The sequence below is a fragment of the Mesobacillus selenatarsenatis SF-1 genome (assembly GCF_000813125.1).
In the GTDB taxonomy this organism is placed as follows: domain Bacteria; phylum Bacillota; class Bacilli; order Bacillales; family Cytobacillaceae; genus Mesobacillus; species Mesobacillus selenatarsenatis.
The window spans coordinates 1-24,123 of record NZ_BASE01000075.1 but is presented as its reverse complement, the minus strand read 5'-3'; the positions used below and the strand labels follow the sequence as shown (position 1 = coordinate 24,123).

The following is a 24,123-nucleotide window of genomic DNA, read 5'->3' as shown; positions in this document are numbered from 1 at the left end:
ACTAACCACGGAAATGTTCCCCGTTCCAGTTCAAGAGGGAAAAACGGGGAACACAAACCACGGAAATGTGCCCCGTTCCTGTCTAAGAGGGAAAAACGGGGAACATAAACCCCGGAAAAGTGCCCCGTTCTTGTCCAAGAGGGAAAAACGGGGAACATAAAGCGAAATATATGTCCGATATGGCTAAGGATACATTCTTATCCCAAAGAAAAAAGCCTTCGCTTTAGGGAAGGCTTCCTATCTCTTCTCAATCGCAATAATAAATGGGGGATTGTTTTTCTGGTTAAGAAATTTATATTCCAATACATGTGCGATATTTTGATCCAATGATTTTACATACCGCAATAGATACTCACGTTCAACCTTGCCTTCTGGGTGTCCGTGGTAGATCACAATTACGATGATGCCTTCTGGGGCCATGATTTCCAGCAGCTGGTCGATGGCCGAGATGGTTGTCTCAGGGACAGTGACGATGTCCTTATCACCACCGGGGAGATAGCCTAGGTTGAAAACGGCGCCGGTTATTTTTTCGAAATGCAGCGGCGGAATGCACTCGGTGATGTTTTCATGTCCGGTATGGAAAAGGGTGACTTGATCCTGTAAATCATGTTCGCGAAGCTTCGTTTTGCAGGACATGAGCGCTTCATCCTGAATATCGAAGCCGTAAATCCTCCCGGCAGATCCGACCAGGTTGGCTAAAAATAAGGTATCATGCCCGTTGCCGACTGTAGCATCGACAGCGATATCACCTGGCTTCACGGCTAATTCAAGAAGGTTCCTGGCGAATGGAAGGATCCGTTCAAGCTTCATTTTCAATCACCACTTTGCTCCCAGTATAAAATTTCCCCTGCCAGCTGTCGCGACGCTTCAATTCTTTATCAATCGCATTCAGTACTTCCCATTTATTGACGCTCCACATCGGCCCGACCATCAGCTCGATCGGTCCATCCCCGGTAATTCGGTGGATGATCATTTCAGGAGGCAGGATTTCCAGCTGGTCACAGACTAATTTTACATAGTCCTCAAAGCTAAGGAATTCAAGTAATCCTTTTTCATATTGCTTAACCATCGGGGTTCCCTTCAACAAATGAAGAAGATGGATTTTGATTCCCTGAACATCAAGCTTCGCGACTTCACGTGCTGTTTCCATCATCATTTCCGGAGTTTCCATTGGCAATCCGTTGATGATATGGGAGCAAACCCTGATGCCATGCTTGCGGAGCTTGTCCACGCCTTCCTTGTACGTTTCATAATCATGGGCGCGGTTGATTAAATTGGCGGTTTTTTCATGGACTGTCTGAAGTCCTAGTTCAACCCATAAATACGTTCGCTCGTTCAGCTCAGCTAGATATTCCACGACATCATCAGGAAGGCAGTCCGGTCTAGTTGCGACCGAAATCCCGACAACTCCTTCTTCGTTCAATACTGTTTCGTACTTCTCCCGCAGCACCTCGACTGGGGCGTGTGTATTGGTGAAAGCCTGGAAATAGGCCATGTATTTGCCATCTTTCCATTTAGAATGCATTTTTTCTTTTATCTTTGCGAACTGTGTGCCGAGATCTTCTACTCTATCACCGGCGAAATCCCCTGAACCAGATGCACTGCAAAACGTACAGCCGCCATGGGCTACTGTGCCATCGCGGTTCGGGCAATCGAATCCGCCATCGAGTGCAACCTTGAAAACCTTATGGCCAAAATGGTTGCGCAAATGGTAATTCCAAGTATGGTACCGTTTATCGTCAGTAGCATAGTGAAAAGGGTTGGTCTGTTTCATTCCAGAAACCTCCTAAAGCCTGTCTGCCAAAAAAATTAAGGCTGTTTTTCGTAAAAATTGTTGTTAAAATCCTAAAGCCGATTTTAACGTATTATAAAGCAATTTTGCAGGTCGGTATTAAGTTTGCATGCTCTTTTCTCAAAAAAGAGTCAACTTTGCGAAGAATCACAGGTCATTCAATCCTATTTTGTAGTCAATAGCAACAAAGTTTGAAAAGAGCCAAAATTAATAATAAAAATTGTACCATTTTGAAAACGTGAATCCAATTGCTAAAAGATTACAATCTGTAGCCATCATAATTGGCATCATTAAACATTGGCAAAATCGTGATAGGAAACTGCATTGTGAACAAAATAAAGAAGAAGCAGACTTTGCTTCAGCATCATCAAGTAAAGGAGGGGCTACAATTGGCTACACGTCAATCGGTTGACCAGTTACTTCAGCAATGCGAGGATGCAATCAATCTGGCCCAGGATCAATACAAGGATGCAGCTACTCAGCAGCATTATAATGATGGTAATTACACCAATGCACTGCAGGCGCTCGAGGACGCATATAATGATCTGGCCAAGCTATCCTTTAGCGCAAACTCCCAGCAGCGCGAACAACTGCATAGAATGAGGCTTCAACTGCAGCAAGTCCAAAACAATATGATTTTGCTTGATCATTAAACAGGAGGGGAAAATCTTGAAAAAGCGCTCAAAGCAGAACAATCCTGAACAAAAAACAAGGAATGGCATCAATAACCAGGATCTTGAGCTTGGCATGGACCATGATCCGGTGAAAGAAGCGAAGAAAAAATATGAACAGAGCGGCGGGCAGCCTGTAAAATCAAAATTCCATCCTGAACCAGAGCAATCTTCATAAATTTGTAACACCCTCACTTCCAAAAAGGAAGTGAGGTTTTTTTGATTTTTCTTTTGAGAATTGTCCAGCTCCAGCGCCTAGCCCCTCGAGTCGCTTGTCTAGCTGGGCTCCTAACTCCTCGAGACGCTTCGGTCCTGCCCATGACGTCAAAGAACGACTTCACGGTCAGGCCCTCCAGCGCTTTTCGGAGTTGAGCAGTCGCCTCCGCTTTTCGAGTTCGGTCCGCCAATGAAGTCAAAGAACGACTTCACCGGTCGGTCCTCCAGCGCTTGTCGGGGCTGATCAAGGCGCTTGCGCTTTTCTATATAATACCCCCCGTTCACAAATCGGATAAAACTGACGAAAATTCCGTGATTTATATCACAGAATGGGAGCTTTTAGAAATGGTTTAAATAAGGTAGACAAAAAAGGTTTTGAGGAAAATAAAGTTTTATTTTGGAAAAATCCTTAGCCAAAATAAATTGTCATTTTCAATGTAAGTTGTCTTGTGAAAACATTCACGAATTTGTCACATATAGAAAGGAGCCAATCAAATGAAAGTTATGAAGTTATTATCGGCCATCATTTTATTATTCATATTCCAGTTGCCTGATAAGGGGAGCGCTGAGACAAAATCCAATGTCCTGAATATGGAGGAGCTGACAATCCAGGTGATGCCAGAATATTCGTATCACCCAAAAGATAAGAAGAAGGATGCGCCACTTTTGGTCGGCTATCATGGAGCATTCAAGAACAATGCAGAAGAAGCACAAAAAGGCCAGGTAGTCATCCCGCTGCCAATGGATGAAAAGAATTTCAGGATTGGGTTTGTTGCTGATTACTCTCGTGACCTGACTGAAATGAATGAAATTCAATATGAACTTGATAAGGAAAACGGAACGATTTCCTGGGAAACGAGCGAGGAAATACAGCCGCAGGAGATCTACAAATTTGTGATTGAGTACTATACCGACAGCATCAAGGAAAAAGACGGCACTAAGACACTGACTTACGATTTTAAAAACTTCGCTGATATTGGGTTGTTGAACTTGATTTTCGTTGAGCCGCTTAATTCGGAAAGCTTTAAGCTGGAGCCTGCCTCAGAGCAGCATCAGAAAAACTCTTACAACATGAACATGTTCCTGTATCAAAGCCAGGGAATGAAGCCTGGTGATGAAAAGAATATCTCACTTGAATACAAACGAGCTGACGATAGGACTACAGCGGAAATCATGGAGGCTATGGCCGGGGATGCAAAGAAGGCCGGCACTGTAAAACAAAATGATGAAAAAATGCCTCTATGGCTTGTCATTACAGTCGTTGGCAGTGTGACAATTTGTGCGGCAGTACTATTGATTTTCATCATGAAGAAAAAGAAAGTAAAGCCGGTTAAAGATTATGCTTCAAATGATTATGAAGCCAAAAAGTCAAAGCTCCGTGCCATGTTGGTGGAAGGAAGCATTACCGAAGCGGAATACAACGAATTAATCAAAAAGCTGGGAGGTAGGAATTGATGTCCAAAAATAAAAAAATTGTAATGGGGTTGGCCCTTGCATCAGTAGCGTTCGTGATCATGATGTTTTCGACAATGCCAAGCGCAGGTAGCAAGGAAATTACGATTGCCGACCTCAGCAAAAATGGTTCGAAATATGAAGGCGATTATATTATGACGCAAGGCCTGCTCAATAAGGAATCTGTTAAATGGGACGCTGACAAACTGGAACTTCGTTTTGAGCTTTACGAGGAAGGTCAGGGAACGCTTCAGGTATTCCATAAAGGCATTAAGCCGGATAACTTCTCAGAGGATGTCATCGTCCTCGTGGAAGGTTTTATCCAGGAAGACGGAGTGTTCGAAGCGGAAAAAGTCCAGACGAAATGCCCGACAAAATATGAAGGCGAAGATATGGAGAACTATGATACCGAAATGCATAAGGAAATGTACAAAAATGACAAGCAGGAATAAAACAGATGGGTGGTTATCTGTATGTATCTAATTGGAAACATCTCAATCTACCTAGGGATCGTGATTTCGCTATACGGAATTATTGCCAATATCGTCGGAATTAAGAAGAAAAGCAGCAAGTGGATTGAAAGCGCAAGAGGCGCAGTACTTTCGCTGGCTTTTGTGGCAAGCATTGCATCCTTCCTGTTGCTTTATCTTCTGGGAACAAGCCAGTTCCAATATAAATATGTCGCTTCGTATACGAATGAGAGCCTGCCGATTGCTTATAAATTGACAGCATTTTGGGCGGGGAACGCTGGATCCCTGCTGTTGTGGGCCGTCCTTTTAGCACTATACACAGCAATGGTCGTTTTTTCAAAAGAAAAGAAAAACCCGATGATGCCGTATGTATCGAGCATCCTGATGGTGAACATCCTGTTCTTTTTCACAGTAATGGCACTTAATGCAAACCCATTTGAAATGACCGATAAAATTCCGGCAGATGGAAAAGGGCTTAATCCAATGCTGCAAAACCCGGGGATGATCCTGCACCCTGTAACGCTCTATATGGGCTATGTCGGATTGGCCGTTCCATTCGCTTTTGGGATTGCGGCACTGATCCTGAAAAGAATGGATTCAGAATGGATCAAGCTGACGAGAAGATGGACCTTGCTTGCTTGGCTGTTCCTGACGCTCGGCAATGTGATTGGCGGCTGGTGGGCATACCTTGAGCTAGGCTGGGGCGGTTACTGGGCATGGGACCCGGTTGAAAATGCCTCGTTCCTGCCATGGCTGACCGTATCGGCATTCCTTCACTCAGTCATGATTCAGGAACGGAAAAACATGCTGAAAACATGGAACGTAAGCTTGATCATTCTTTCTTACATCCTGACACTGTTTGGAACCTTCCTTGTCAGAAGCGGTATTTTGACTAGTGTACACGCATTTGGCGACAGCAATCTGGGTACTTACTTTCTTGTTTTCATGGCCTTCATGATGTTGTTTTCTCTTTATATCGTGATGACAAGATACGGACTGTTAAAAAAAGACAGCAGTCCAATTGAAGCTTATTTTTCAAAAGAAAGCAGCTTCCTGCTGAACAACATGATTCTCGTTGCTGCTGCATTCGCGGTTTTCTGGGGAACAATGTACCCGCTGATTTCAGAAACTTTTACAGGGACAAAAGTCAATGTCGGCGCGCCTTATTTTGATAAAGTGATGGCTCCGATCCTGCTGGTGCTGATTGTATTGATGGGAATCTGCCCGCTCATTGCATGGCAAAAAGCGGTGTTCGAAAAGTTCATGAAAAATACGCTTTGGCCGTTGGCAATGGGTGTTGCCACAGCAATCATCCTATTCGCTGTTGGCGTCAAGGGAATTTACGCGATTATCGGCTTATCGGCAACAAGCTTCATGTTCGGAACGCATTTGCAAGAATTCGCTAGGGGTATCGGTGCTAGAAGAAAAGCGACGAAAGAAAACGTCCTAAAAGCAGCGTTCAAGCTGACGGTAAAAAACCAGCGTCGGTACGGTGGCTATATCGTCCATATCGGTATTGCAGTCATCGCGGTGGGTGTCATATCTTCGCACACCTACTCAACAGAAGTGCTGAAAACGGTAGATGCCGGCAACAGCATCAAGACCGGGGATTACAGTCTGAAATTCAACCAACTTACCGAACATACGAAAAACGGTAATGGAATAGTGGTGGCCGATATCGATGTTACGTATAAGGGCAAGGATATTGGCAAAATCAAGCCTGAAAAGATCTTCTATGAAACATGGCCTGAACCATCTACAGAGGTAGCAATCAAGACTAATTGGAGCCAGGACTTATACGTTGTACTCAGTTCCTGGGAGAACAAAGACAAAGTGACGTTCATGGTAAAAGTAAATCCATTCGTAAGCTGGATCTGGATGGGCGGCATCATCATGGTGATCGGAACAGCATTCGCCCTCATAGGCGGCAGGCCGACAACATCCCGCTACCAAATCAATAAAGGCATTTCGAGAGTGGGTGGGTGAAGAAGATGAATAAGAAAATTCTCTTAACAACACTTCTTTTACTTATCCTGATCCCAGGTATTACCACAGCTTTTACGTATAATTCAAAGGAATTCAAGCACATCATCGGCCAGCTTGATATGCAGGGCCATGCTGATCATGAACTATCCACCTGTTCAGTAAAAAAAATCTACTACGATGAAGTGGTTGAAATGCTGAATGGCGGCAAATCAGAACCGGAGATTATCCAATCCTATGTTGATGAATACGGGCAGGCAGCATTGAGAACTCCGGGCGGCGGCACAAGTGGCTGGATTGCCTGGGGAATGCCAGCTGCCGGAGTGGGGATTGGCAGTGTGATTGTCGGTGTCTGGCTCAGAAAATTAACGGCCAAAAAAGCAGAATCAAAGCTTGAGACAAAGGCTGAATGGAATTCGGAAGTTGAAAAAGAAATTGCGGCAAAAACATTTGACGAAGAGCGCCGGAAGCTTTTCTAGGAGCTGATCAAAATGGATTATCTATTTTTAATAATTGGTTCACTCGTAATCATTACTTGCTTTTACTTCATCATATCTCCTTTTTTCTCATCAGGTGAGATGCCAGCTGGTGAAATGGAGACAGAGGGTGAAAAGTTGACGCTTGAGCAAGTCTACAGCGCTGTGAATGAGCTGGAGATGGACTTCTTAATGAAGAAAATCACTTCTGAGGATTTTGAGAAATTGAAAGAGGATTACCAATTGCTTGCGGCTGAAATGTTAAAGGACGAAACAGAGGGACTCAAGCTAGGAAAGGCAAAACATCTTCCAGAGGGCAAAAAGAAGATAAAGGATGTTGAAGCAGAAGCAGAAATTCTTAGAGAGCTGAAGAAGCTTCGCCAGCAGAAGGGGTGATCAGTATGGCGCCAGCCTACCATCCTGAATGGCTTGTGAAATTCTGGCTCAGTACTCCGGGGTTGAACATGGTGAATCCACACTATTTGCTGATATTTTTAACTGCTGTCATTATTGTTGTCTGGTTTTTACGAAAGCGGAGGAAGCCTGCCGAGGACATCATCAGTGAGGAAGACCAGTTATTCAGACACCTTCTCCATAGGAAAAAAGTGATTGAAGGGGAGCTGGCCGGCCTTGAAGCAAGGCTGTCAGCAGAGGAAATCACTGAAGAGAACTTTGAAAAACTGAAACTTGATTACCGGAGCCATCTCGCCGAGGTAGACAAAGAACTGAAACAATACACTTAACGAAAGAGTTGGGGACCATGCTGGAACTGAAGAAAATGACCAAAATGCTGGGAGACAAACTCGTTTTAAGGAATATCACCCTTTCATTGGAAAAAGGGGAGATCTTAGCGGTAATTGGCCCGAACGGAGCAGGGAAGAGCACCTTCTTTAAATGCACGGTCGGACTCCTGGAGCCAACGAGCGGGGAAATTTACCTGGACGGTAGCCTGGTTAAGAAAAATTCACCACAGGTAAAACAGCGGATTGGGTTTCTGGGTCATGAATCATTTCTTTATAATAATTTGTCCCCGCTCGAAAATCTCAAATTTTACGGGAAGCTTTACAAGGTAAAGGATCTTGACAGGAAAGCCAATGAGCTTTTGAAGGAAGTGGGGCTCTATCTTTTTCGCGATATGCCCATTCGTTCCTTCTCAAGAGGGATGATGCAAAGACTGGCCATCGCCAGGGTGCTGCTTCCAGACCCTGATATCCTGATGCTTGATGAGCCGCACACTGGCCTCGATCAGGAGGCTGTGACCTTGCTGAATAACATTATTAAAAACAAACGGTACAGCGGGACGTCAATCCTGATTATCTCTCATGATTTTGAGCAGGTGCATGCACTTGCTGACAGGGTGGCCGTGCTGAGGAAAGGAAAGATTGTCTCAACAAGGCGCCTTGGAGAAGAAGTAAGCCTGGCAGAGATGAAAACCTGGTACGAAGCTGAGGTGAAGAGCTCATGATTTCGATCCTTAAAGATGCGTGGACGATCGCCAGTAAAGACCTGAGCAATGAGATCAAAACAAAGCAGACGATTGGCATGATGGTCATCTTCTCGAGTCTCGTCGTCCTGATCTTCAGCTTTGCTTTCGATCCGACAAACAATATGGTAAAGGCCGTCATTCCAGGACTTGTGTGGCTGATTACCGTGTTTTCCGGAATTCTGGGGCTGAACCGATCATTCCTTTCTGAGCACGAAAACGATACCCTGACAGGATTGCGTTCGGCACCAATCGACCCTTCCAGCATCTATCTTGGCAAGGTTTTGGCGAACTTCATCCTTGTTACGGCAGTCCAGCTGGTCAGCATTCCAGTGTTGTTCCTGCTGTTCGACTACCGCTTTTTTGGAAAAGTGAGCTGGTTCATCCTTGTGGTCATCATCGGTACGCTCGGCTTCATTATCGTCGGGACCTTCCTGGCTGCGCTATCGGCAAACGCCAAGAACAGCGAAATGCTTTTGCCGGTTCTGCTGCTGCCGTTACTAAGTCCGTTGCTGATCGCCGGGGTCCAGGCAACAAGGATCATTCTTGAAAATGAAATGATTGCAGATGCTGCTTCATGGATCAGGCTGATGGCTGCTTACGATTTATTGTTCCTGGCTGCATGCTTTTTCTTATTCGAATTTATTATGGAGGGATCTTGATGAAAAAGAATACTGGTATAATCGACCGGCTGCTGCTGTTTACGTTGATTCCGACAGTTTTCATCGCACTTTATCTGATTTTTATATGGTCGCCTGTTGAAAGGATAATGGGCGCTTCACAGAAAATTTTCTACTTTCATGTGGGCAGTGCCTGGGTAGCCTTTTTGGCCTTCGGAGTCGTTGGCTATTACAGTGTGAGGGTGCTGATCAAGCCTAGGCTGCAGCATCATATCAATGCGGGAATCTCAGCTGAAATTGGTGTGCTTTTCACGACAATCACACTGATTACCGGGATGATCTGGGGAAAATCAAGCTGGAATACGTGGTGGACATGGGAGCCGCGTCTTGCGACAACACTGATTCTATGGTTCATCTATGTAGCTTATCTTTTCGTCCGCAAGATGGATGGTTCTACGGAAAAAATCGCAAGGCTTTCAGCTGTTTTTGGCATCATTGGCGCCATTAATGTCCCGATCGTCTTCATGGCAATCCGCTGGTGGAACACGAAGCTGCATCCAGTTGTGTTCGGGGAAGGCAAAAACCAGTCCGGCGGCGGTATCGAACCCGATATGCTCGTCGCACTGCTGTTCTCGATTTTTACAATTACCGTACTGTACGCGTTCCTAATGCGCAAGGGAATAGAAATTGAAAAAATGCGGCACATCGTCAAAAGGGCAAAGTCAAAAGCAATTGAAAAGCTTGCAGGCTAATTACTAAGGAGGAATTTAAAATGACATACTTATTCATGGCTTACTCAGTTATTTGGACGTTGATCGCGGGTTATGTAGTAGTGCTTGGCCGCCGCCAGAAGCAGCTGAAAAAAGAGCTTGAACTACTTGAAGAATGGAATTCAGATTTTTAAAAGGCGGGTGAATAGAATGGGCAAAAAGATTGTTCCGATCATTGTCATCGCTGCCGTCATCGGAGTTCTCGGCTTTTTGGTCAGCGGACTGGGAGGAAAAGCATCGGCCCAGCCTGGTGACCAGTCTATCGATTTTGAGCTGCAGGATATCGAAGGCAACACTTATAAATTATCGGATTTTAAAGGCCAGCCAGTGGTCCTTAACTTTTTCGCAACCTGGTGCGCACCGTGCATCGACGAAGCTCCTGAACTGGAAGCGTTTGGCAAGGAGTATAAGGATGCGAAGCTTTTGATCCTCGCTAAAGGGGAATCGAAGAAACGGATGGAAAAATACATCTCGGAAAGCGGCTCTGAGCTTACGTATCTTTTAGATACAAAAGAAGACATTTCAAAAGATTACAATGTCATCGGCCAGCCTGAAACCATCATCATCGACGGAAACGGCGTCATTGTTGAACGTTTCTCCGGCCCGACAACGAAGGACGATTTAATCAAAATGATCCAGGAAAAAGTTTCACCATAACCTTGGTTAAAGCACATTCGTGTTTTAATAAAGCTGTTTTCGGTTGAACGATGCGAAAACAGCTTTTAGTAGATTGCGAGAATCCGCTTTAAGGGAGGTGAAAAAGATGCTGAAAAAGCTACTGGGAATAGACAAAAAGATGCTGTTATTCATTGGCGTATTTGCTGGAATCATTGTTTCTGTCGTTACTGTCAAAACGCTTGCTTATACGGATTCACCTGAATTTTGCTCGAGCTGCCATATCATGACAGAGGTCCATGACTCGTTCTCTGATTCCAACCACGCCGGTCTGTCCTGCGGCGACTGCCATTTGCCGCATGATACCATGGTCAATAAATACACCTATAAGGCAAAGGCCGGAATGACGCATGTGTATTTCAATACACTGGGCGAGGCCAAAATCCCAAAGGTGCTGCACGCAACGGAAGGTTCTGAAGAAGTCATCAATGAAAACTGCATCAGTTGCCATGAGAATACACTGGACAACATTTCACATGATGCGAAAGACAGCTGTTCAAGCTGCCACCAGGCAGTGCCGCACGGCAAAGGCTTTAAAACAGAAGACTATTTTAAACCGCCGAAACCAGGCGAGCTTTTAGAAAATAAAGGAGGTACGATGAACAATGGCTAGAAATTTCCGCTGGGCACTCTTGCTCCTTGCGGCTGTCATGCTCATCATAACAGGCTGCTCCTCGGAAGAAGAAGCAACTTCCGCGAGCGAGCTGAAAACGGGGCTGAGCAAAGACGAAATCAGCAATGAGGCCTTCAAGGACCTTTTCCCGCTGCAATATGACAGCTACAAGCAAAATGAAAAAATGGAGGATACGAAGTACAGCGGTTCCGTCAAACGAAGCAAGTACGACCATGATAAGGAACCGTATCTGCCAGTCCTTTTTAACGGCTATGGCTTTGCGACTGAGTACAATGAAGATCGCGGCCATATCTATGCAAATGAGGATGTCCGGGCAATCGCGCGTATCACTGACAAATCAATCGGATCATGCTTAACTTGTAAGTCGACTGCTGTTCCTCACATGATTGAGGAAATGGGAGACGATTACTGGGGCGGCAATTTTAACGAAGATATCTGGCCAAAAGCAGAAGCGATGGGTCACTCGCCAATCGGCTGCTCAGACTGCCACGATCCACAGACAATGGACTTGAGGGTTACCCGTCCAAGTTTTATCAAGGGAATGGAATCACAGGGAATCGACATGTCCAACCCAACGAAGAACGATATGAGGAACTATGTTTGCGGCCAGTGCCACGTAGAGTACTATTTTGCTGCAGATAACGGAGAAGTAACTTATCCTTGGGCAAACGGCTTCGAGGCTGAAGATATGTACGAGTATTATGAGACAACCGCAAAAGAACAAGGCTTTGAAAAAGATTGGGTCCACAATGTTTCAGGAACGCCTATGCTAAAAGCGCAGCATCCTGACTTTGAGACTCATATCGAAGGCCCGCATGGTGAAGCAGGAGTTACATGTTCAGACTGTCACATGCCATATGACAGGGTAGACGGCAAAAAGAAAATCAGCTCACACTGGTGGACGTCACCGCTTAAGACAATGGATCAGTCATGTGCAACCTGCCATACCAACAGGGATATGGATGAACTGAAAGAGCGTGTAATCGATATCCAGGATACACATATGGAAGCACTTCATAAAGCTGAGGATATATCAATCACCTCACACTATTACGTGAATAAGATGATTACTTCTGGAGTAAGCGAAGAAAAGATTAAGCAGGCTCAGGAGCATATCAGAAAAGGACAATGGTTCTGGGATATCGTTGCGGCTGAAAGTGCAGCAGGATTCCATAATCCGCAGGGAGCAATGGATTCATTGAGGGTATCGATTGAAGAGTCGAATGAGGCAATCAATCTTGCCATCGAGGAATTGACCAAGAAAGGTGTAAACCTGGAAGAAGTCAAAGAAGAGATCGAAAAAGTGAAGAAGGCTGTTTACGACGAAAAAGATAACTTCAAGAAGAAAGAAAAAGCAGTCAATAGCTACTTTCCAGCACAACAGCCAGCTCCGAAAAAATAGAGAATAGTAAATTTAGAGAAAAGATAAATACGAAAACACTGTGCAAATGGTAGTTTGTACGGTGTTTTCTTTAGTTTTGCAGAAAAATAGAAGAGTGTCAATAATCCTGGGTTTGTTTTTTGGAAAATTAGCGAGAAATCGAGATAGATCAGAACATTTTCATTGGGGACTTGCGCAAAGAATATTCAAAACGTGGAAGTAGTGCTGGACTTGATACAAAGAGTATGAAAACGAGCATGATCTCCACGTAAAAAACACTTCAATCCTGGAAAACGAGCATGATTCCTACGTCAAAATCACTTCAACCTATGTGAAAATGCATTATTCTTGCACAATGTACTCTTTAACATAGAAAACGAGCTTCGTATTAGGTGCAATAATCATTTTAATTCGGACAAAAACTTTTTATACCGCGAAAAGCCCTCATATTCCCGCGAAAAAGCTGCTTAATTCCGCGAAAAGCCCTCATATTCCCGCGAAAAAGCTGCTTAATTCCGCGAAATATGCTCAGAATCCCGCGAAAATACATGGTAATTCCGCGAACTGGAAATTATCGAGTATTTTTACCAATTCAACTTCAAAAAAATAGAAAATTTCAACTTCATATCCCCGCATAAATTCCTATTGCAACCAATTGTGAAAACCACTAAAATTACTTTGGTATTCGAAACTTATTTAATGAAAGAAGGCGTTTTTCATGCCGCGAGCCTTGTGGCTTTTAATTATCGGGATGGCAGTCAATGTTACTGGATCTTCGTTTTTATGGCCTTTGAACACCATCTATATACATGAGCACCTCGGCAAATCGTTGTCTGTTGCCGGAATTATACTGATGCTAAACTCTGCTGCCAGCGTCATTGGTAATCTTTTTGGCGGCAGTCTTTTTGATAAAATTGGCGGTTATAAGTCTATTATTCTAGGAATCAGCATTACCCTCATAGCGCTGCTTGGCTTGACCTTATGGCCTGGCTGGCCCCAGTATATTTTCTTTTTAACACTGGTTGGTTTTGGTTCTGGAATCGTCTTTCCGGCAATGTACGCAATGGCAGGTTCGGTATGGAAGGAAGGCGGCCGTAAAGCGTTCAACGCCATCTATGTGGCCCAGAACCTCGGAGTTGCAGTCGGCGCGGCACTTGGCGGACTTGTCGCATCTTATTCATTCCAGCTGATTTTCATGGCGAACGCAGCGATGTACCTGATTTTTATGATGATTGCTATTTTTGGTTATCGCAGCATCGACACTCGGGCAGCAAAGCAAACGAACATACTCCAGGAAAACGGAGGCATCAAAAGCCATACCAAGCTGTATGCGCTTCTTATCCTCGCTGTTGGCTATTTGCTTTGCTGGGTTGGATACGTACAATGGCAAACAACGATCGCAGCTTATACTCAGGAATTGAACATCTCTCTGAACCAATATAGTATCCTCTGGACAATCAACGGCGCATTGATCGTTCTTGGCCAGCCAGTTGTAAACAGGCTGATCAAGCCGTTCCAGAATAAACTGAAATTGCAAATCATCATCGGAATGGTCATCTTCATGGTTTCCTATGCAGTTGCTGCAGGAGCTCAAGTATTCTCAGGGTTCGTGGCTGCTATGGTGATTCTGACGATTGGGGAAATGCTGATTTGGCCTGCCGTTCCGACAATCGCAAATGACCTGGCGCCAAAAGGCCGGGAAGGCTTTTACCAGGGAATCGTCAACAGCACCGCAACTGGCGGAAGGATGATTGGCCCTCTGATGGGTGGAATTCTAGTCGACCTATACGGGATGCCAATGTTATTCGCGATTCTGATTGCACTTATGTTTGTCGGGATTTTCACTACCGTCATTTACGATCGGAAACTAAAGGAATCCCACAATGTGGCTGCACAAGCATAACGAAATAATATGGAGCTGGGCTTAGCTGCCTGGCTCCTTTTTTAAAATAGAAAAGAGTGGTTTTAGGCGGGCGTGGCTTGTCGGGCTAACCAAGGCGCTTCCGCTTTTAGTTTTTGGTCACAATTTATGCATTTTTTCTCGATAAAAAATGCATATTTTACATCTAATATAGGACTGTGAGATTATGATATAATCATCTTTGGAAAACAAGGGGGTGAATGGGTTGAAATTTAAAATCCTCGGAATTGCGTTTTTGGTTGCGGGTTTATTAACTGCCTGTAGTAGCGGAGAAGAATCTGCTGAACCTGAAAAACAACAAGAAAACATCAAGGAATTGGTGAGTGATTACAGTACGGGCAAAATTAAGGGCCACAATGCTTCCATCACCTCACAAGAGCTGACAGTTGCTGACAGTGAAGGGGACAAGCAAGTCTACGATATCTCGGAAGAAGACTTCTTCGTCTCAATCGCGCCATACGAAAATCAAACCCATCCTTGAACGAATCATAGCTTGACAGGTTGTCAAGGTGAACTGGTAGAAAAAGAGTTTGATGTATATATTGAGGATGAGGATGGAAACGTGATCGTTGATGAGAAAATGACATCCTATCAGAATGGTTTTATCGATTTGTGGCTCCCACGTGATAAAAAGTTCAAAACAAAGATTGGATATAACGGTAAAACTGTTGAATCAGAAATATCCACTTTTGAGAATGACGCCACTTGCATTACAACAATGCAGCTAATGTAGACTAAAGCACCTTTTTTCAGGTGCTTTTTTTTATGCCTGTGTATTGTTTTCAGAAAAGTGTGATAAAATCAAAAGAAAAAACCAGGTGACGGATTATGAATGCGAAGCTTTTACATATACCCGCAGATATTATTGAAACCATTGTAGAGAATGCGTTCGAATGGCTTGTTGTTGTTGATCGAAAAGGGATGATCATCTATATCAATCATAATTATTGTGAATTCCTTGAAGTCAATCGTGAAGAAACGATTGGCAGGCATGTGACCGAAGTAATCGAAAATACCAGGATGCATATTGTGGCCAAGACTGGAAAAGAGGAACTGGCTGACTTGCAATTTATCAAGGGCAATTACATGATCGCCAACCGGGTGCCAATCATTAAAAATGGGGAAGTAATTGCCGCCTTTGGAACGGTATTTTTCAGGGATACTCAGGAATGGATGAAGATGGACAGCCATGTAAAAAGCCTGCTGACCAGGATGCAGCCATACATCCAGAAAATTGATTCAGGCGTGAAGTATACGCTTGATGACATCCTTGGCGAGTCGCAGCAGATTATCAGTTTAAAAGAAAAAGTAAAAATGGTATCCAACAGCGATATTTCGATTCTGATCAGGGGAGAGAGCGGAACAGGGAAGGAATTGTTCGCTCACAGCATCCACCAGCTAAGCAGCCGGAGCCAGAAGCCGTTCATCAAGGTGAACTGCGGTGCAATCCCTGAAAACCTGCTCGAATCCGAGTTGTTTGGCTATGAAGAAGGAGCTTTTACAGGCGCGAAAAAAGGAGGGAAAAAGGGGAAATTCCAACTGGCTAATGGCGGTACCCTTTTCTTGGATGAAATTGGGGACATGCCGCTAAGCATGCAGGTAAAACTTTTGCGTGCCCTCCAGGATGGGGAAATAGAACCGATTGGTTCAACGAAATCCATTTCAGTTGATGTCCGGATCATTGCTGCCACTAACCGGCCGCTTGAAAACATGATTGAAGAGAAGCGATTCAGGGAGGATTTATTTTATCGTATCAATGTCGTTCCTTTCAGCGTTCCCACATTAAGGGAACGTGCTGAGGACCTAACGCTGCTGATCGCCCATTTTATCGACAAAGTCACGAATCGGTTAGGCAAGCGGATTGCCGGAATAGATAGGAACGTCATGGAAATTCTAAAATCCTACAGCTGGCCGGGGAATATACGCGAATTGGAAAATGTCATCGAAGCTGCGGTCCATTTGACAAAAGGAGAACAGATTACGCTGGATTCCTTGCCGGATTATCTGCAAACACAAACAGCCATATATCGATTCAATAACAAGAAGCTTAAGGATATCGTTGAAGAAACAGAAAAATGGGTACTGATGCAAAGTCTTGAAAGAAATAGTGATGACAAAGTCCTGGTGGGCAAAGAGCTAGGGGTTAGCAGGTCAACACTGTATGAAAAGCTTAATAAATACAGCCTCTTGTAGTCCGGAAATTCGGAATGCCGTCCGAGTTTTCGGACTTTCTTTTTTCTAGCAATATTTTTATATGTTTTCACTGTATGAATGGTAATTAATCAGAGGGAATAGGACAGGTTAAATCTATTAAGTAATGGAAATGGAAGATTGTTAGAGTCCGGAATTCCGGAATTAAATGACTGAAAATTGAGAATAAATACTGATTCTCATACTACAAAAAGTTGGCACGATAGTTGCAATAAGATAATACAGCAATTTTATTCAATATTTTGTAAGCGTTATCATCTTATCAAACAGGGAGGGTAGGGTACGTTAGTTTTTACTTTAAAAAACAAGGGGGAAAAAGAATGCTGAGTATGATTGGATTGATTGGCGGTCTGGCATTGTTGATTTATTTGACGATGAGAGGCATGAATCTGCTTATTGTTGGACCAATTTCTGCGTTGTTTGTTGCTGTGTTCAGTGGCATGCCACTGTTTCCGCAGCTAGTTGAAGAAGGAGCTGCCAACTTTGTCGGCAATTATATGTCGGGTTTTTCTGGATTCGTTACTGCATGGTACATGATGTTCCTGCTCGGGGCGATTTTTGGAAAGGTAATGGAGGATAGCGGTGCGGCTGACAGTGTGTCTGAGTTCATCGTTGACAAATTGGGGATGAAGTTTGCCGTGCTTGCGATTGTCGCGGCCTGTGCCGTGCTGACTTATGGCGGCGTAAGCTTGTTTGTTGTAGCGTTTTCTGTTTATCCAATGGCATTGAGCTTGTTCAGGCAGGCGAATTTGCCAAGGCGTTTCATTCCGGCAGCACTGGCTTTCGGCTCGGTTACCTTTACGATGACTTCTGCCGGTTCTCCGGAAATCCAGAACTGGATTCCTATTCAATTCCTGGATACTTCGCCGGTTGCAGGCTGGGAGGTCAGTGCCATCGTTGCCGTCTTCATGATGATTTTTGGATACTGGTGGCTGAAACGAATGATCACAAAGGCCGTTGCAAAAGGAGAAAAATTTGAAGCCAGGAAGACCGATCCAATGATGGAAAAGCGAGAACTTCCGCATCCTCTTATGGGCCTGATTCCTTTGGTAGTGGTATTGGTGATCTCATTCATTTTCCATGATTCATTAAAACAGTCAGCATTGATCATCGCACTGCTTGGTGGGGTTGTATCTGCCTATCTATTAAACCGCAAGTATTTCAAAAATTTCTGGGAAGCACTCTCAGAAGGAACGATGGGCGCCTTGATTGCAATTGGTAACACAGCTGCGGTTGTAGGATTCGGCGGTGTCGCAAAAGCAGTGCCGGCTTTCCAGACTGCTGTTGATGCGATGACGAATATTCCAGGAAGCCCGTTGATCGGTGCGGCAATCGCTGTCAGTGTCATTGCCGGTATGACTGGATCGGCATCCGGGGGTCAGGCAATCGCCCTTCCATTACTCGCTCCGCATTACATGGATATGGGCGTCAATCCGGAAGCGCTGCACAGGGTAGCGGCAATTTCCTCTGGAGCACTGGATTCACTGCCGCATAATGGTTACGTAGTCACAACCGTCCGGGCAATCTGTGGCGAATCCCATCAGGATGCGTACAATCCAGTGGCTGCTGTGACTGTCATTGTTCCGTTGATTGGTGTGGCAATTGCGATTGTTCTTTTCTCTCTAGGATTAGGAATTTAAGAAAGGAGATTCCCAATGGTAAAGGATAAAGTCGTGATGATTACTGGTGCAGCCCAGGGAATCGGGTATGAGATTGGCAAGTGTTTTGCTGAGCAGGGCGGGAAGGTATTTTTAACAGATTTACAGGAAGACGCTATAGAGAAGGCGGCTGCCAGCCTGCGTGAATTAGGGCATGAAGCCGCTGGATTGAAATGTGATGTCACCAGCGAAAAAGACATTGAAAAGGCAGTTGCAAAATGCATTGAGCACTTTGGTACTGTAGATGTTCTCATCAACAATGCAGGCCTGCAATATGTCTCCATGATCGAAGACTTCCCGACTGAAAAATTCGAACTGTTGATTAAAGTGATGCTCACAGCACCATTCATAGCCTTGAAACATGTGCTGCCAGTCATGAAAAAGCAAGGTTCTGGCCGGGTGATCAACATGGCGTCCATCAATGGGCTAGTCGGATTTGCTGGAAAAGCAGCATACAACAGTGCCAAGCATGGAGTTATTGGGCTGACAAAAGTTGCAGCTCTCGAAACCGCGGAGCACGGAATCACCGTAAACGCAGTCTGCCCTGGTTATGTCGATACACCGCTTGTGCGCAACCAGCTTTCCAGCCTTGCCGAAACAAGGAATGTACCACTTGAAAAAGTGCTCGAGGAAGTAATTTTTCCGCTCGTGCCGCAAAAACGCCTGCTGGCTGTCGAGGAAATCGCCAGTTATGTTATGTTCCTCGCTAGTGATGCGGCCAAAGGTATCACTGGCCAGGCGGCTGTCATTGATGGAGGGTATACAATACAATAAGGTTAATGCCGGATTACCTTTTTGGTAGCCGGCTTTTTACATTATAGTCCGTTGAAAAAATCTTCTAGCGGGGAATAGACTCTATTTTTTGTTGTACCTGTAAAAACAAGATTCAGTGAATGAAGGATTCGAGAAATTGTATCTTCTGAATTTATATGGAGGAATTCCCGCAATTTTTTATTTGTTAGTGTAGGGCCTTTCAAGAGGAAATAGTCTTTAACTGCTTGTATGTGTGCATCCTTTGATGTCTTCCCGCAATTTTCACAAAACCATGTACCATGCATGCGTTCCATACTAAAAAGGCTGCAGTATGGGCACTGGACTCCAGTTAAGATATCGCTGGGAATATCCATGGCCTTGGGATCAGGATAGAACGGTACATGTTGTTTGAGCAGCAAACGAGTGACTTTTTTAATATCTTTCTTTGTTAAAATTTCCTTATTGAATTGTGTTTTTAAAGTTGAAATTTTAAAAGGGATTCTCGCAGCACGGCAGGTTCTGTATGATACTACCTTATTATTAGTAGGATTTTTGATTATCGTTTGGGGATTGCTGATTGTAACAAATGTCTCAAGGGGAGGCAAAGGGAGTTGATGCTTGATCAGCCATTTTTTGAGGTGAGCACTTTGGATTTCTGCTTGTAATATTGGATTAATATAGCCTTTCTCCATGCCATCATAGGTTTGAAGTAGCTGGTCCAATTCATGATCAATTTCAATTGTACCGGCAAGATTCTTTGATTCAATAATGACCATGAACCACGGACTAATAATCAGGGTATCGATTTGAAAATAACCATTTTTATGTGGGAGCCTGAGGTATTGGAATATCGTTAAGTCATCATCAGGAAACAGGGAAAAATAATAGTCCACTTCTATTTCTCCCTTGTACCCTGCTTTCCAGCGGATTAGTTTGGAAAGGAATTCAGATTTCCGAGGATGATTGTCAGGTAAACGGCGGGTAATTGCGTCAAAAATGAGGATTTCAATGGGGATCGTACGATATTTAGCTATCACTTGCATCACTCCATATAAATTTGATACTAAATTACATTCGTTATCCATGAAAAAAATCCTTTATTGATCACGATTTTATTTAATTCCGCGAAATACGCTTCGAATCCCGCGAAATTGCGATATAATCCCGCGAAAGTAAGGGGTGATTCCGCGAAAATAGACCTTAATTCCGCGAACTGGAAATTCACCGCGGTTTTTACCAATTTTGTGTCCAAATCCACCTTCAAAATTCCACACCAAACAAAAGATACAGACATAAACTACTCTCCATAATCATTTATTTTATCTCCGCTTGCATATGGGAGGGAATTTTATTACAATATCTCTATATTCATAACGAAAGACTTCGACAAGGAGTAGTAGTGGTGCAAAGCCTGATGTAGAGAGCTGGCGGTTGGTGCAAGCCAGACGGGTCCACCATGAACTCGCCTTTGAGTCGCAGACGTGAAAGACAAGTAGCGTTTGCCGTATTCCGCGTTAAGGATGAATGAAGCGAGTGTTACACACTAATTTGGGTGGTACCGCGGGAGATCATACATAACCTCTCGTCCCTTTTACAGGGACGGGAGTTTTTTATTTTTCTGGAGATAAAAAGCAGGTCTAATTGACTGGGAAGCAAGCCCAACAATGTCGCCGTCTTTTCGATCAACAAGCTCCATCCGCTAAAAAATAAATTGAAACCAAACAGGAGGACATTTACGATGAGTTTTAACCATCAGGAAATCGAGAAAAAATGGCAATCGCATTGGGAACAGAACAAAACGTTCAAAACGACTGAAGATAAAGGGAAAGAAAAGTTCTATGCGCTTGATATGTTCCCGTATCCATCTGGTGCCGGCCTTCACGTTGGACACCCGGAAGGTTACACAGCGACTGACATCCTTTCACGCATGAAAAGGATGCAGGGCTTCAACGTCCTTCACCCAATGGGCTGGGATGCTTTCGGCCTTCCTGCAGAGCAGTATGCATTGGATACAGGGAATGATCCTGCAGAGTTCACGGAGCAGAACATCAACACGTTCCGTCGCCAGATCAAGGCATTAGGTTTTTCATACGACTGGGATCGCGAAGTCAACACAACCGACCCTGAATACTACAAGTGGACGCAATGGATTTTCCTTAAGTTATATGAAAAAGGCCTTGCATACATTGATGAAGTTGCGGTTAACTGGTGCCCGGCTCTTGGAACTGTTTTAGCGAATGAAGAAGTAATCGACGGTAAAAGTGAGCGTGGCGGCCACCCGGTTGAACGCCGTCCAATGAGACAGTGGATGCTTAAAATCACTGCTTATGCAGATCGCCTGCTTGAAGACTTGGATTTACTTGATTGGCCGGAAAGCCTGAAGGATATGCAGCGCAACTGGATCGGCCGTTCAGAAGGTGCTGAGATCACATTCAACATCGAAGGACATGACGGAACGTTCACCGTGTTCACGACTCGTCCGGATACTTTGTTCGGCGCAACTTATGCAGTGCTTGCACCTGAGCATCAATTGGTTGATAAAATCACTACAGCTGAACAGCGCGCAGCAATCGAAAAATATATCGATGAAATCAAAAGCAAGAGTGACCTTGAGCGTACAGACCTTGCCAAGGACAAAACAGGCGTCTTCACTGGTGCATACGCGATAAATCCGGCAAATGGCGAAAAAATGCCAATCTGGATTGCTGACTATGTTCTTGCATCCTATGGAACAGGGGCTATCATGGCCGTACCTGGCCACGACGAGCGTGACTATGAGTTCGCTAAAAAATTCGATCTTGAAATCAGAGAAGTCGTTGCAGGCGGAGACATCGATAAAGAAGCTTACACTGGTGACGGCGAGCACATCAACTCTGAATTCCTTGACGGCATGGGCAAGGAAGAGGCTATCAATAAGATGGTTGCGTGGCTTGAGGAAAAAGGAATTGGAACGAAAAAGGTCACATACCGCCTTCGTGACTGGTTATTCAGCCGCCAGCGCTACTGGGGTGAGCCGATTCCAATCATCCACTGGGAAGATGGAACAATGTCAGCAGTTCCAGAAGACCAGTTGCCTTTAGTTCTTCCTAAAACGACGGATATCAAGCCTTCTGGCACAGGCGAGTCTCCACTTGCCAATATCGATGACTGGGTGAATGTTGTGGACCCTGAAACAGGCAAAAAAGGCCGCAGGGAAACGAATACGATGCCGCAGTGGGGTGGCAGCTGCTGGTACTATCTGCGCTATATCGATCCAAAGAACGACAAGGCACTTGCTGATAAGGAAAAATTAAAGCAGTGGCTTCCGGTTGATATTTATATCGGTGGAGCGGAACACGCGGTATTGCACTTGCTATATGCTCGTTTCTGGCACAAGGTCCTTTACGATGTAGGAGTTGTCCACACGAAGGAGCCTTTCCAAAAGCTCTTCAACCAGGGAATGATCCTTGGTGAAAATAATGAAAAAATGAGCAAATCAAAAGGCAATGTCGTCAATCCGGATGAGATCGTTGAAAGTCATGGTGCTGATACGCTTCGTCTTTATGAAATGTTCATGGGGCCGCTTGAAGCATCCATTGCATGGTCTACAAATGGGCTGGACGGATCACGACGCTTCCTTGACCGCTTCTGGCGCCTGTTTATGAATGAAAACGGCAGCTTGAGTGAGAAAATCAAGGATGTTGAAAACACGAACCTTGAGAAGGTCTACCATCAGACTGTTAAAAAGGTGACGGAAGATTATGAGGGGCTTCGTTTCAATACAGCTATTTCGCAAATGATGGTCTTCATCAATGAAGCCTATAAAGCGGAAGAGCTTCCAAAAGCATACGTTGAGGGCTTTGTAAAAATGATCGCGCCGATTACCCCGCATATCGCGGAAGAGCTTTGGGCAAAGCTTGGCCACAGTGAGTCAATCACATATGCAGCATGGCCAGCTTATGATGAAGCCAAGCTAGTCGACGACGAAGTCGAAATCGTTGTCCAGGTAAACGGTAAAATCAAAGCGAAAATGATGGTACCGGCAGATGCAAACAGAGAAACGCTTGAGCAGATTGCAATGGGCGATGATGCTGTCAAAGAACAAATTGACGGTAAGACAGTCCGCAAAGTCATTGCAGTACCAGGAAAGCTAGTTAACATAGTCGCAAATTAATGATTTTTTCCTAAAAGGGTCGTGTAATGGCGACCCTTTTATTTCCTATAATAAAATACCCTATAAGGTTTAATCTTTGTAATTTAAAATTGGTTTTTATATAATAAATAGGGGAAAATACAATAAGGTATTGTATCCTTTAAATAGGACTAAATTTACTAAATAATGGAGGAAATGAATAATGAATCAAGTTGAAACAATCACGCCTGAAGAACTTCAAAAGAAGCTGGAAGCTGGCGAAAAGCCAGAAATGGTTGACGTTCGTGAACATGACGAAGTTGAATCTGGAATGATTCCTGGAGCTAAGCATGTGCCAATGGGAGAAATTCCTGAAAGAATGAACGAATTCGACAAGGATAAAGAATACATCTTCATCTGCCGCTCAAGCGCGCGCAGCGGCAACGTCTGCCACTACATGAACGAGCAAGGTTTCAAAGTACGCAACATGGTTGGCGGCATGATGAGCTGGGGCGGAGAAACAAAGCGACCATAATTATAAAATTCTGAAAATCTGGCCAGAATGGATGTAAAAAAGGAAGGATGACTTCCCTTGATCCAGGTCAGAGTGTTTGATCATGAACATGAAAAAGATCTTGAGCAGGAAATGAACTTATTTCTTGAAAAGCTCGATGAAAAAAAGCTTTTAGACATTAAATACAATGTCGCGGTCCTACCAGAAGAAGAGGACGAAGAACAAATTTACTGTTTTTCAGCCATGGTAGTGTACAGAGTCTGAGTGAATTCACTCAGGCTCTGTTTCTATTTAGGATAACGGACAGAAATAATCGGGAAACCGATAAAAGT

General features: G+C 44.3%; 26 protein-coding genes and 1 other annotated feature. Of the genes, 23 read left to right on the top strand and 3 right to left on the bottom strand.

Translation table 11 applies throughout. The features are described from left to right. Positions 1-237 precede the first annotated feature (237 nt). The gene (gene mnmM / locus TY49_RS15765; protein WP_041966865.1) at positions 238-810 is read right to left on the bottom strand and encodes a tRNA 5-(aminomethyl)-2-thiouridylate-methyltransferase MnmM; all 573 of its coding nucleotides are present in this window, start codon (positions 808-810) and stop codon (positions 238-240) included. Next, entirely contained in the window at positions 800-1,774 is a 975-nt protein-coding gene (mnmL, locus tag TY49_RS15760) for a tRNA modification radical SAM protein MnmL/YtqA (RefSeq protein ID WP_041966864.1), read from the bottom strand. The genes mnmM and mnmL overlap by 11 nt, the downstream gene beginning before the upstream one ends. A 407-nt stretch (positions 1,775-2,181) precedes the next feature. On the opposite strand from mnmL, the gene TY49_RS15755 reads away from it, so the two are divergent. The 20 genes from TY49_RS15755 to TY49_RS15660 all read left to right on the top strand — a co-directional run bounded on the left by TY49_RS15755 (position 2,182) and on the right by TY49_RS15660 (position 19,187). Next, complete coding sequence (locus TY49_RS15755; RefSeq protein WP_041966868.1) at positions 2,182-2,445, top strand: YtzC family protein; 264 nt, start codon at positions 2,182-2,184, stop codon at positions 2,443-2,445. Positions 2,446-2,461: 16 nt separating this feature from the next. Then, a complete protein-coding gene (locus tag TY49_RS15750) occupies positions 2,462-2,641 on the top strand; it encodes a hypothetical protein (protein WP_023626899.1) in 180 nt (59 codons plus the stop codon). 533 nt (positions 2,642-3,174) lie between these two features. Next, entirely contained in the window at positions 3,175-4,134 is a 960-nt protein-coding gene (locus tag TY49_RS15745) for a hypothetical protein (RefSeq protein WP_041966863.1), read from the top strand. Beyond that, positions 4,134-4,583, top strand: coding sequence for a cytochrome c maturation protein CcmE (locus TY49_RS15740; protein WP_041966862.1), 450 nt, complete (start codon positions 4,134-4,136; stop codon positions 4,581-4,583). Before TY49_RS15745 ends, TY49_RS15740 begins: the two co-directional genes overlap by 1 nt. Before the next feature lie 21 nt (positions 4,584-4,604). Next, on the top strand, positions 4,605-6,587 hold the full coding sequence (locus TY49_RS15735) for a heme lyase CcmF/NrfE family subunit (RefSeq protein WP_041966861.1): 1,983 nt from the start codon (positions 4,605-4,607) through the stop codon (positions 6,585-6,587). A 5-nt stretch (positions 6,588-6,592) separates the two neighbouring features. Next, complete coding sequence (locus TY49_RS23965) at positions 6,593-7,063, top strand: cytochrome c-type biogenesis protein CcmH (RefSeq protein ID WP_052442209.1); 471 nt, start codon at positions 6,593-6,595, stop codon at positions 7,061-7,063. A gap of 12 nt (positions 7,064-7,075) precedes the next feature. Then, positions 7,076-7,456, top strand: coding sequence for a hypothetical protein (locus TY49_RS15725; protein WP_041966860.1), 381 nt, complete (start codon positions 7,076-7,078; stop codon positions 7,454-7,456). A gap of 5 nt (positions 7,457-7,461) precedes the next feature. Continuing rightward, a complete protein-coding gene (locus tag TY49_RS15720) occupies positions 7,462-7,803 on the top strand; it encodes a hypothetical protein (protein WP_041966859.1) in 342 nt (113 codons plus the stop codon). A gap of 17 nt (positions 7,804-7,820) precedes the next feature. Further along, positions 7,821-8,525: a heme ABC exporter ATP-binding protein CcmA gene (gene ccmA, locus TY49_RS15715; RefSeq protein ID WP_041966858.1), complete on the top strand. Its 705-nt coding sequence runs from the start codon at positions 7,821-7,823 to the stop codon at positions 8,523-8,525. Continuing rightward, complete coding sequence (locus tag TY49_RS15710) at positions 8,522-9,205, top strand: heme exporter protein CcmB (protein ID WP_041966857.1); 684 nt, start codon at positions 8,522-8,524, stop codon at positions 9,203-9,205. The genes ccmA and TY49_RS15710 overlap by 4 nt, the downstream gene beginning before the upstream one ends. Then, complete coding sequence (locus TY49_RS15705; RefSeq protein ID WP_041966856.1) at positions 9,205-9,915, top strand: cytochrome c biogenesis protein; 711 nt, start codon at positions 9,205-9,207, stop codon at positions 9,913-9,915. Before TY49_RS15710 ends, TY49_RS15705 begins: the two co-directional genes overlap by 1 nt. A 20-nt stretch (positions 9,916-9,935) precedes the next feature. Further along, positions 9,936-10,067: a CcmD family protein gene (locus TY49_RS24325; RefSeq protein ID WP_023626909.1), complete on the top strand. Its 132-nt coding sequence runs from the start codon at positions 9,936-9,938 to the stop codon at positions 10,065-10,067. Positions 10,068-10,083: 16 nt separating this feature from the next. Beyond that, a complete protein-coding gene (locus TY49_RS15700; RefSeq protein WP_041966855.1) occupies positions 10,084-10,590 on the top strand; it encodes a TlpA family protein disulfide reductase in 507 nt (168 codons plus the stop codon). Between the two features lie 106 nt (positions 10,591-10,696). Beyond that, entirely contained in the window at positions 10,697-11,221 is a 525-nt protein-coding gene (locus tag TY49_RS15695) for a cytochrome c3 family protein (RefSeq protein WP_041966854.1), read from the top strand. Next, positions 11,214-12,644 (top strand): ammonia-forming cytochrome c nitrite reductase subunit c552, encoded by a 1,431-nt coding sequence (locus tag TY49_RS15690; RefSeq protein WP_052442208.1) that lies wholly within the window; start codon positions 11,214-11,216, stop codon positions 12,642-12,644. Before TY49_RS15695 ends, TY49_RS15690 begins: the two co-directional genes overlap by 8 nt. A 697-nt stretch (positions 12,645-13,341) precedes the next feature. Then, the gene (locus TY49_RS15685; protein ID WP_041966853.1) at positions 13,342-14,526 is read left to right on the top strand and encodes an MDR family MFS transporter; all 1,185 of its coding nucleotides are present in this window, start codon (positions 13,342-13,344) and stop codon (positions 14,524-14,526) included. A 223-nt stretch (positions 14,527-14,749) separates the two neighbouring features. Further along, positions 14,750-15,277, top strand: a complete 528-nt coding sequence (locus TY49_RS25050) for a CueP family metal-binding protein (RefSeq protein WP_198135634.1) — start codon at positions 14,750-14,752, stop codon at positions 15,275-15,277. 95 nt (positions 15,278-15,372) lie between these two features. After that, positions 15,373-16,737, top strand: coding sequence for a sigma-54 interaction domain-containing protein (locus tag TY49_RS15670; RefSeq protein ID WP_041966850.1), 1,365 nt, complete (start codon positions 15,373-15,375; stop codon positions 16,735-16,737). 338 nt (positions 16,738-17,075) lie between these two features. Further along, positions 17,076-18,395 (top strand): GntP family permease, encoded by a 1,320-nt coding sequence (locus tag TY49_RS15665; protein ID WP_041966849.1) that lies wholly within the window; start codon positions 17,076-17,078, stop codon positions 18,393-18,395. Positions 18,396-18,410: 15 nt separating this feature from the next. Next, positions 18,411-19,187 (top strand): 3-hydroxybutyrate dehydrogenase, encoded by a 777-nt coding sequence (locus tag TY49_RS15660; RefSeq protein WP_041966848.1) that lies wholly within the window; start codon positions 18,411-18,413, stop codon positions 19,185-19,187. Between the two features lie 41 nt (positions 19,188-19,228). Here TY49_RS15660 and TY49_RS15655 read toward each other — a convergent pair whose 3' ends face one another. Continuing rightward, positions 19,229-20,203 carry a nuclease-related domain-containing protein gene (locus TY49_RS15655; RefSeq protein ID WP_041966847.1) on the bottom strand — a complete coding sequence of 325 codons (975 nt, stop codon included), beginning with the start codon at positions 20,201-20,203 and terminating at the stop codon, positions 19,229-19,231. Between the two features lie 337 nt (positions 20,204-20,540). Continuing rightward, positions 20,541-20,759, top strand: a binding site (T-box leader). 145 nt (positions 20,760-20,904) lie between these two features. On the opposite strand from TY49_RS15655, the gene leuS reads away from it, so the two are divergent. From leuS to TY49_RS15635, 3 genes are all read left to right on the top strand, one after another. After that, entirely contained in the window at positions 20,905-23,319 is a 2,415-nt protein-coding gene (leuS, locus tag TY49_RS15645) for a leucine--tRNA ligase (RefSeq protein ID WP_041966845.1), read from the top strand. A gap of 181 nt (positions 23,320-23,500) precedes the next feature. Further along, the gene (locus tag TY49_RS15640; RefSeq protein WP_041966844.1) at positions 23,501-23,812 is read left to right on the top strand and encodes a rhodanese-like domain-containing protein; all 312 of its coding nucleotides are present in this window, start codon (positions 23,501-23,503) and stop codon (positions 23,810-23,812) included. Positions 23,813-23,869: 57 nt separating this feature from the next. Then, positions 23,870-24,055 (top strand): sporulation protein Cse60, encoded by a 186-nt coding sequence (locus TY49_RS15635; RefSeq protein ID WP_041966843.1) that lies wholly within the window; start codon positions 23,870-23,872, stop codon positions 24,053-24,055. The last annotated feature ends 68 nt before the right edge of the window (positions 24,056-24,123 follow it).

Excerpts from the sequence above, each read along its gene's own strand:
- TY49_RS15685 (WP_041966853.1), top strand. The coding sequence starts at position 13,342 with ATGCCGCGAGCCTTGTGGCTTTTAATTATCGGGATGGCAGTCAATGTT.
- TY49_RS15660 (WP_041966848.1), top strand. The coding sequence starts at position 18,411 with ATGGTAAAGGATAAAGTCGTGATGATTACTGGTGCAGCCCAGGGAATC.
- TY49_RS15745 (WP_041966863.1), top strand. The coding sequence starts at position 3,175 with ATGAAAGTTATGAAGTTATTATCGGCCATCATTTTATTATTCATATTC.
- TY49_RS15665 (WP_041966849.1), top strand. The coding sequence starts at position 17,076 with ATGCTGAGTATGATTGGATTGATTGGCGGTCTGGCATTGTTGATTTAT.
- TY49_RS15740 (WP_041966862.1), top strand. The coding sequence starts at position 4,134 with ATGTCCAAAAATAAAAAAATTGTAATGGGGTTGGCCCTTGCATCAGTA.
- TY49_RS15695 (WP_041966854.1), top strand. The coding sequence starts at position 10,697 with ATGCTGAAAAAGCTACTGGGAATAGACAAAAAGATGCTGTTATTCATT.
- leuS (WP_041966845.1), top strand. The coding sequence starts at position 20,905 with ATGAGTTTTAACCATCAGGAAATCGAGAAAAAATGGCAATCGCATTGG.
- TY49_RS15670 (WP_041966850.1), top strand. The coding sequence starts at position 15,373 with ATGAATGCGAAGCTTTTACATATACCCGCAGATATTATTGAAACCATT.
- TY49_RS15735 (WP_041966861.1), top strand. The coding sequence starts at position 4,605 with ATGTATCTAATTGGAAACATCTCAATCTACCTAGGGATCGTGATTTCG.
- TY49_RS15720 (WP_041966859.1), top strand. The coding sequence starts at position 7,462 with ATGGCGCCAGCCTACCATCCTGAATGGCTTGTGAAATTCTGGCTCAGT.
- TY49_RS23965 (WP_052442209.1), top strand. The coding sequence starts at position 6,593 with ATGAATAAGAAAATTCTCTTAACAACACTTCTTTTACTTATCCTGATC.
- ccmA (WP_041966858.1), top strand. The coding sequence starts at position 7,821 with ATGCTGGAACTGAAGAAAATGACCAAAATGCTGGGAGACAAACTCGTT.
- TY49_RS15640 (WP_041966844.1), top strand. The coding sequence starts at position 23,501 with ATGAATCAAGTTGAAACAATCACGCCTGAAGAACTTCAAAAGAAGCTG.
- TY49_RS15700 (WP_041966855.1), top strand. The coding sequence starts at position 10,084 with ATGGGCAAAAAGATTGTTCCGATCATTGTCATCGCTGCCGTCATCGGA.
- TY49_RS24325 (WP_023626909.1), top strand. The coding sequence starts at position 9,936 with ATGACATACTTATTCATGGCTTACTCAGTTATTTGGACGTTGATCGCG.
- mnmM (WP_041966865.1), bottom strand. The coding sequence starts at position 810 with ATGAAGCTTGAACGGATCCTTCCATTCGCCAGGAACCTTCTTGAATTA.
- mnmL (WP_041966864.1), bottom strand. The coding sequence starts at position 1,774 with ATGAAACAGACCAACCCTTTTCACTATGCTACTGACGATAAACGGTAC.
- TY49_RS15705 (WP_041966856.1), top strand. The coding sequence starts at position 9,205 with ATGAAAAAGAATACTGGTATAATCGACCGGCTGCTGCTGTTTACGTTG.
- TY49_RS15690 (WP_052442208.1), top strand. The coding sequence starts at position 11,214 with ATGGCTAGAAATTTCCGCTGGGCACTCTTGCTCCTTGCGGCTGTCATG.
- TY49_RS15710 (WP_041966857.1), top strand. The coding sequence starts at position 8,522 with ATGATTTCGATCCTTAAAGATGCGTGGACGATCGCCAGTAAAGACCTG.
- TY49_RS15725 (WP_041966860.1), top strand. The coding sequence starts at position 7,076 with ATGGATTATCTATTTTTAATAATTGGTTCACTCGTAATCATTACTTGC.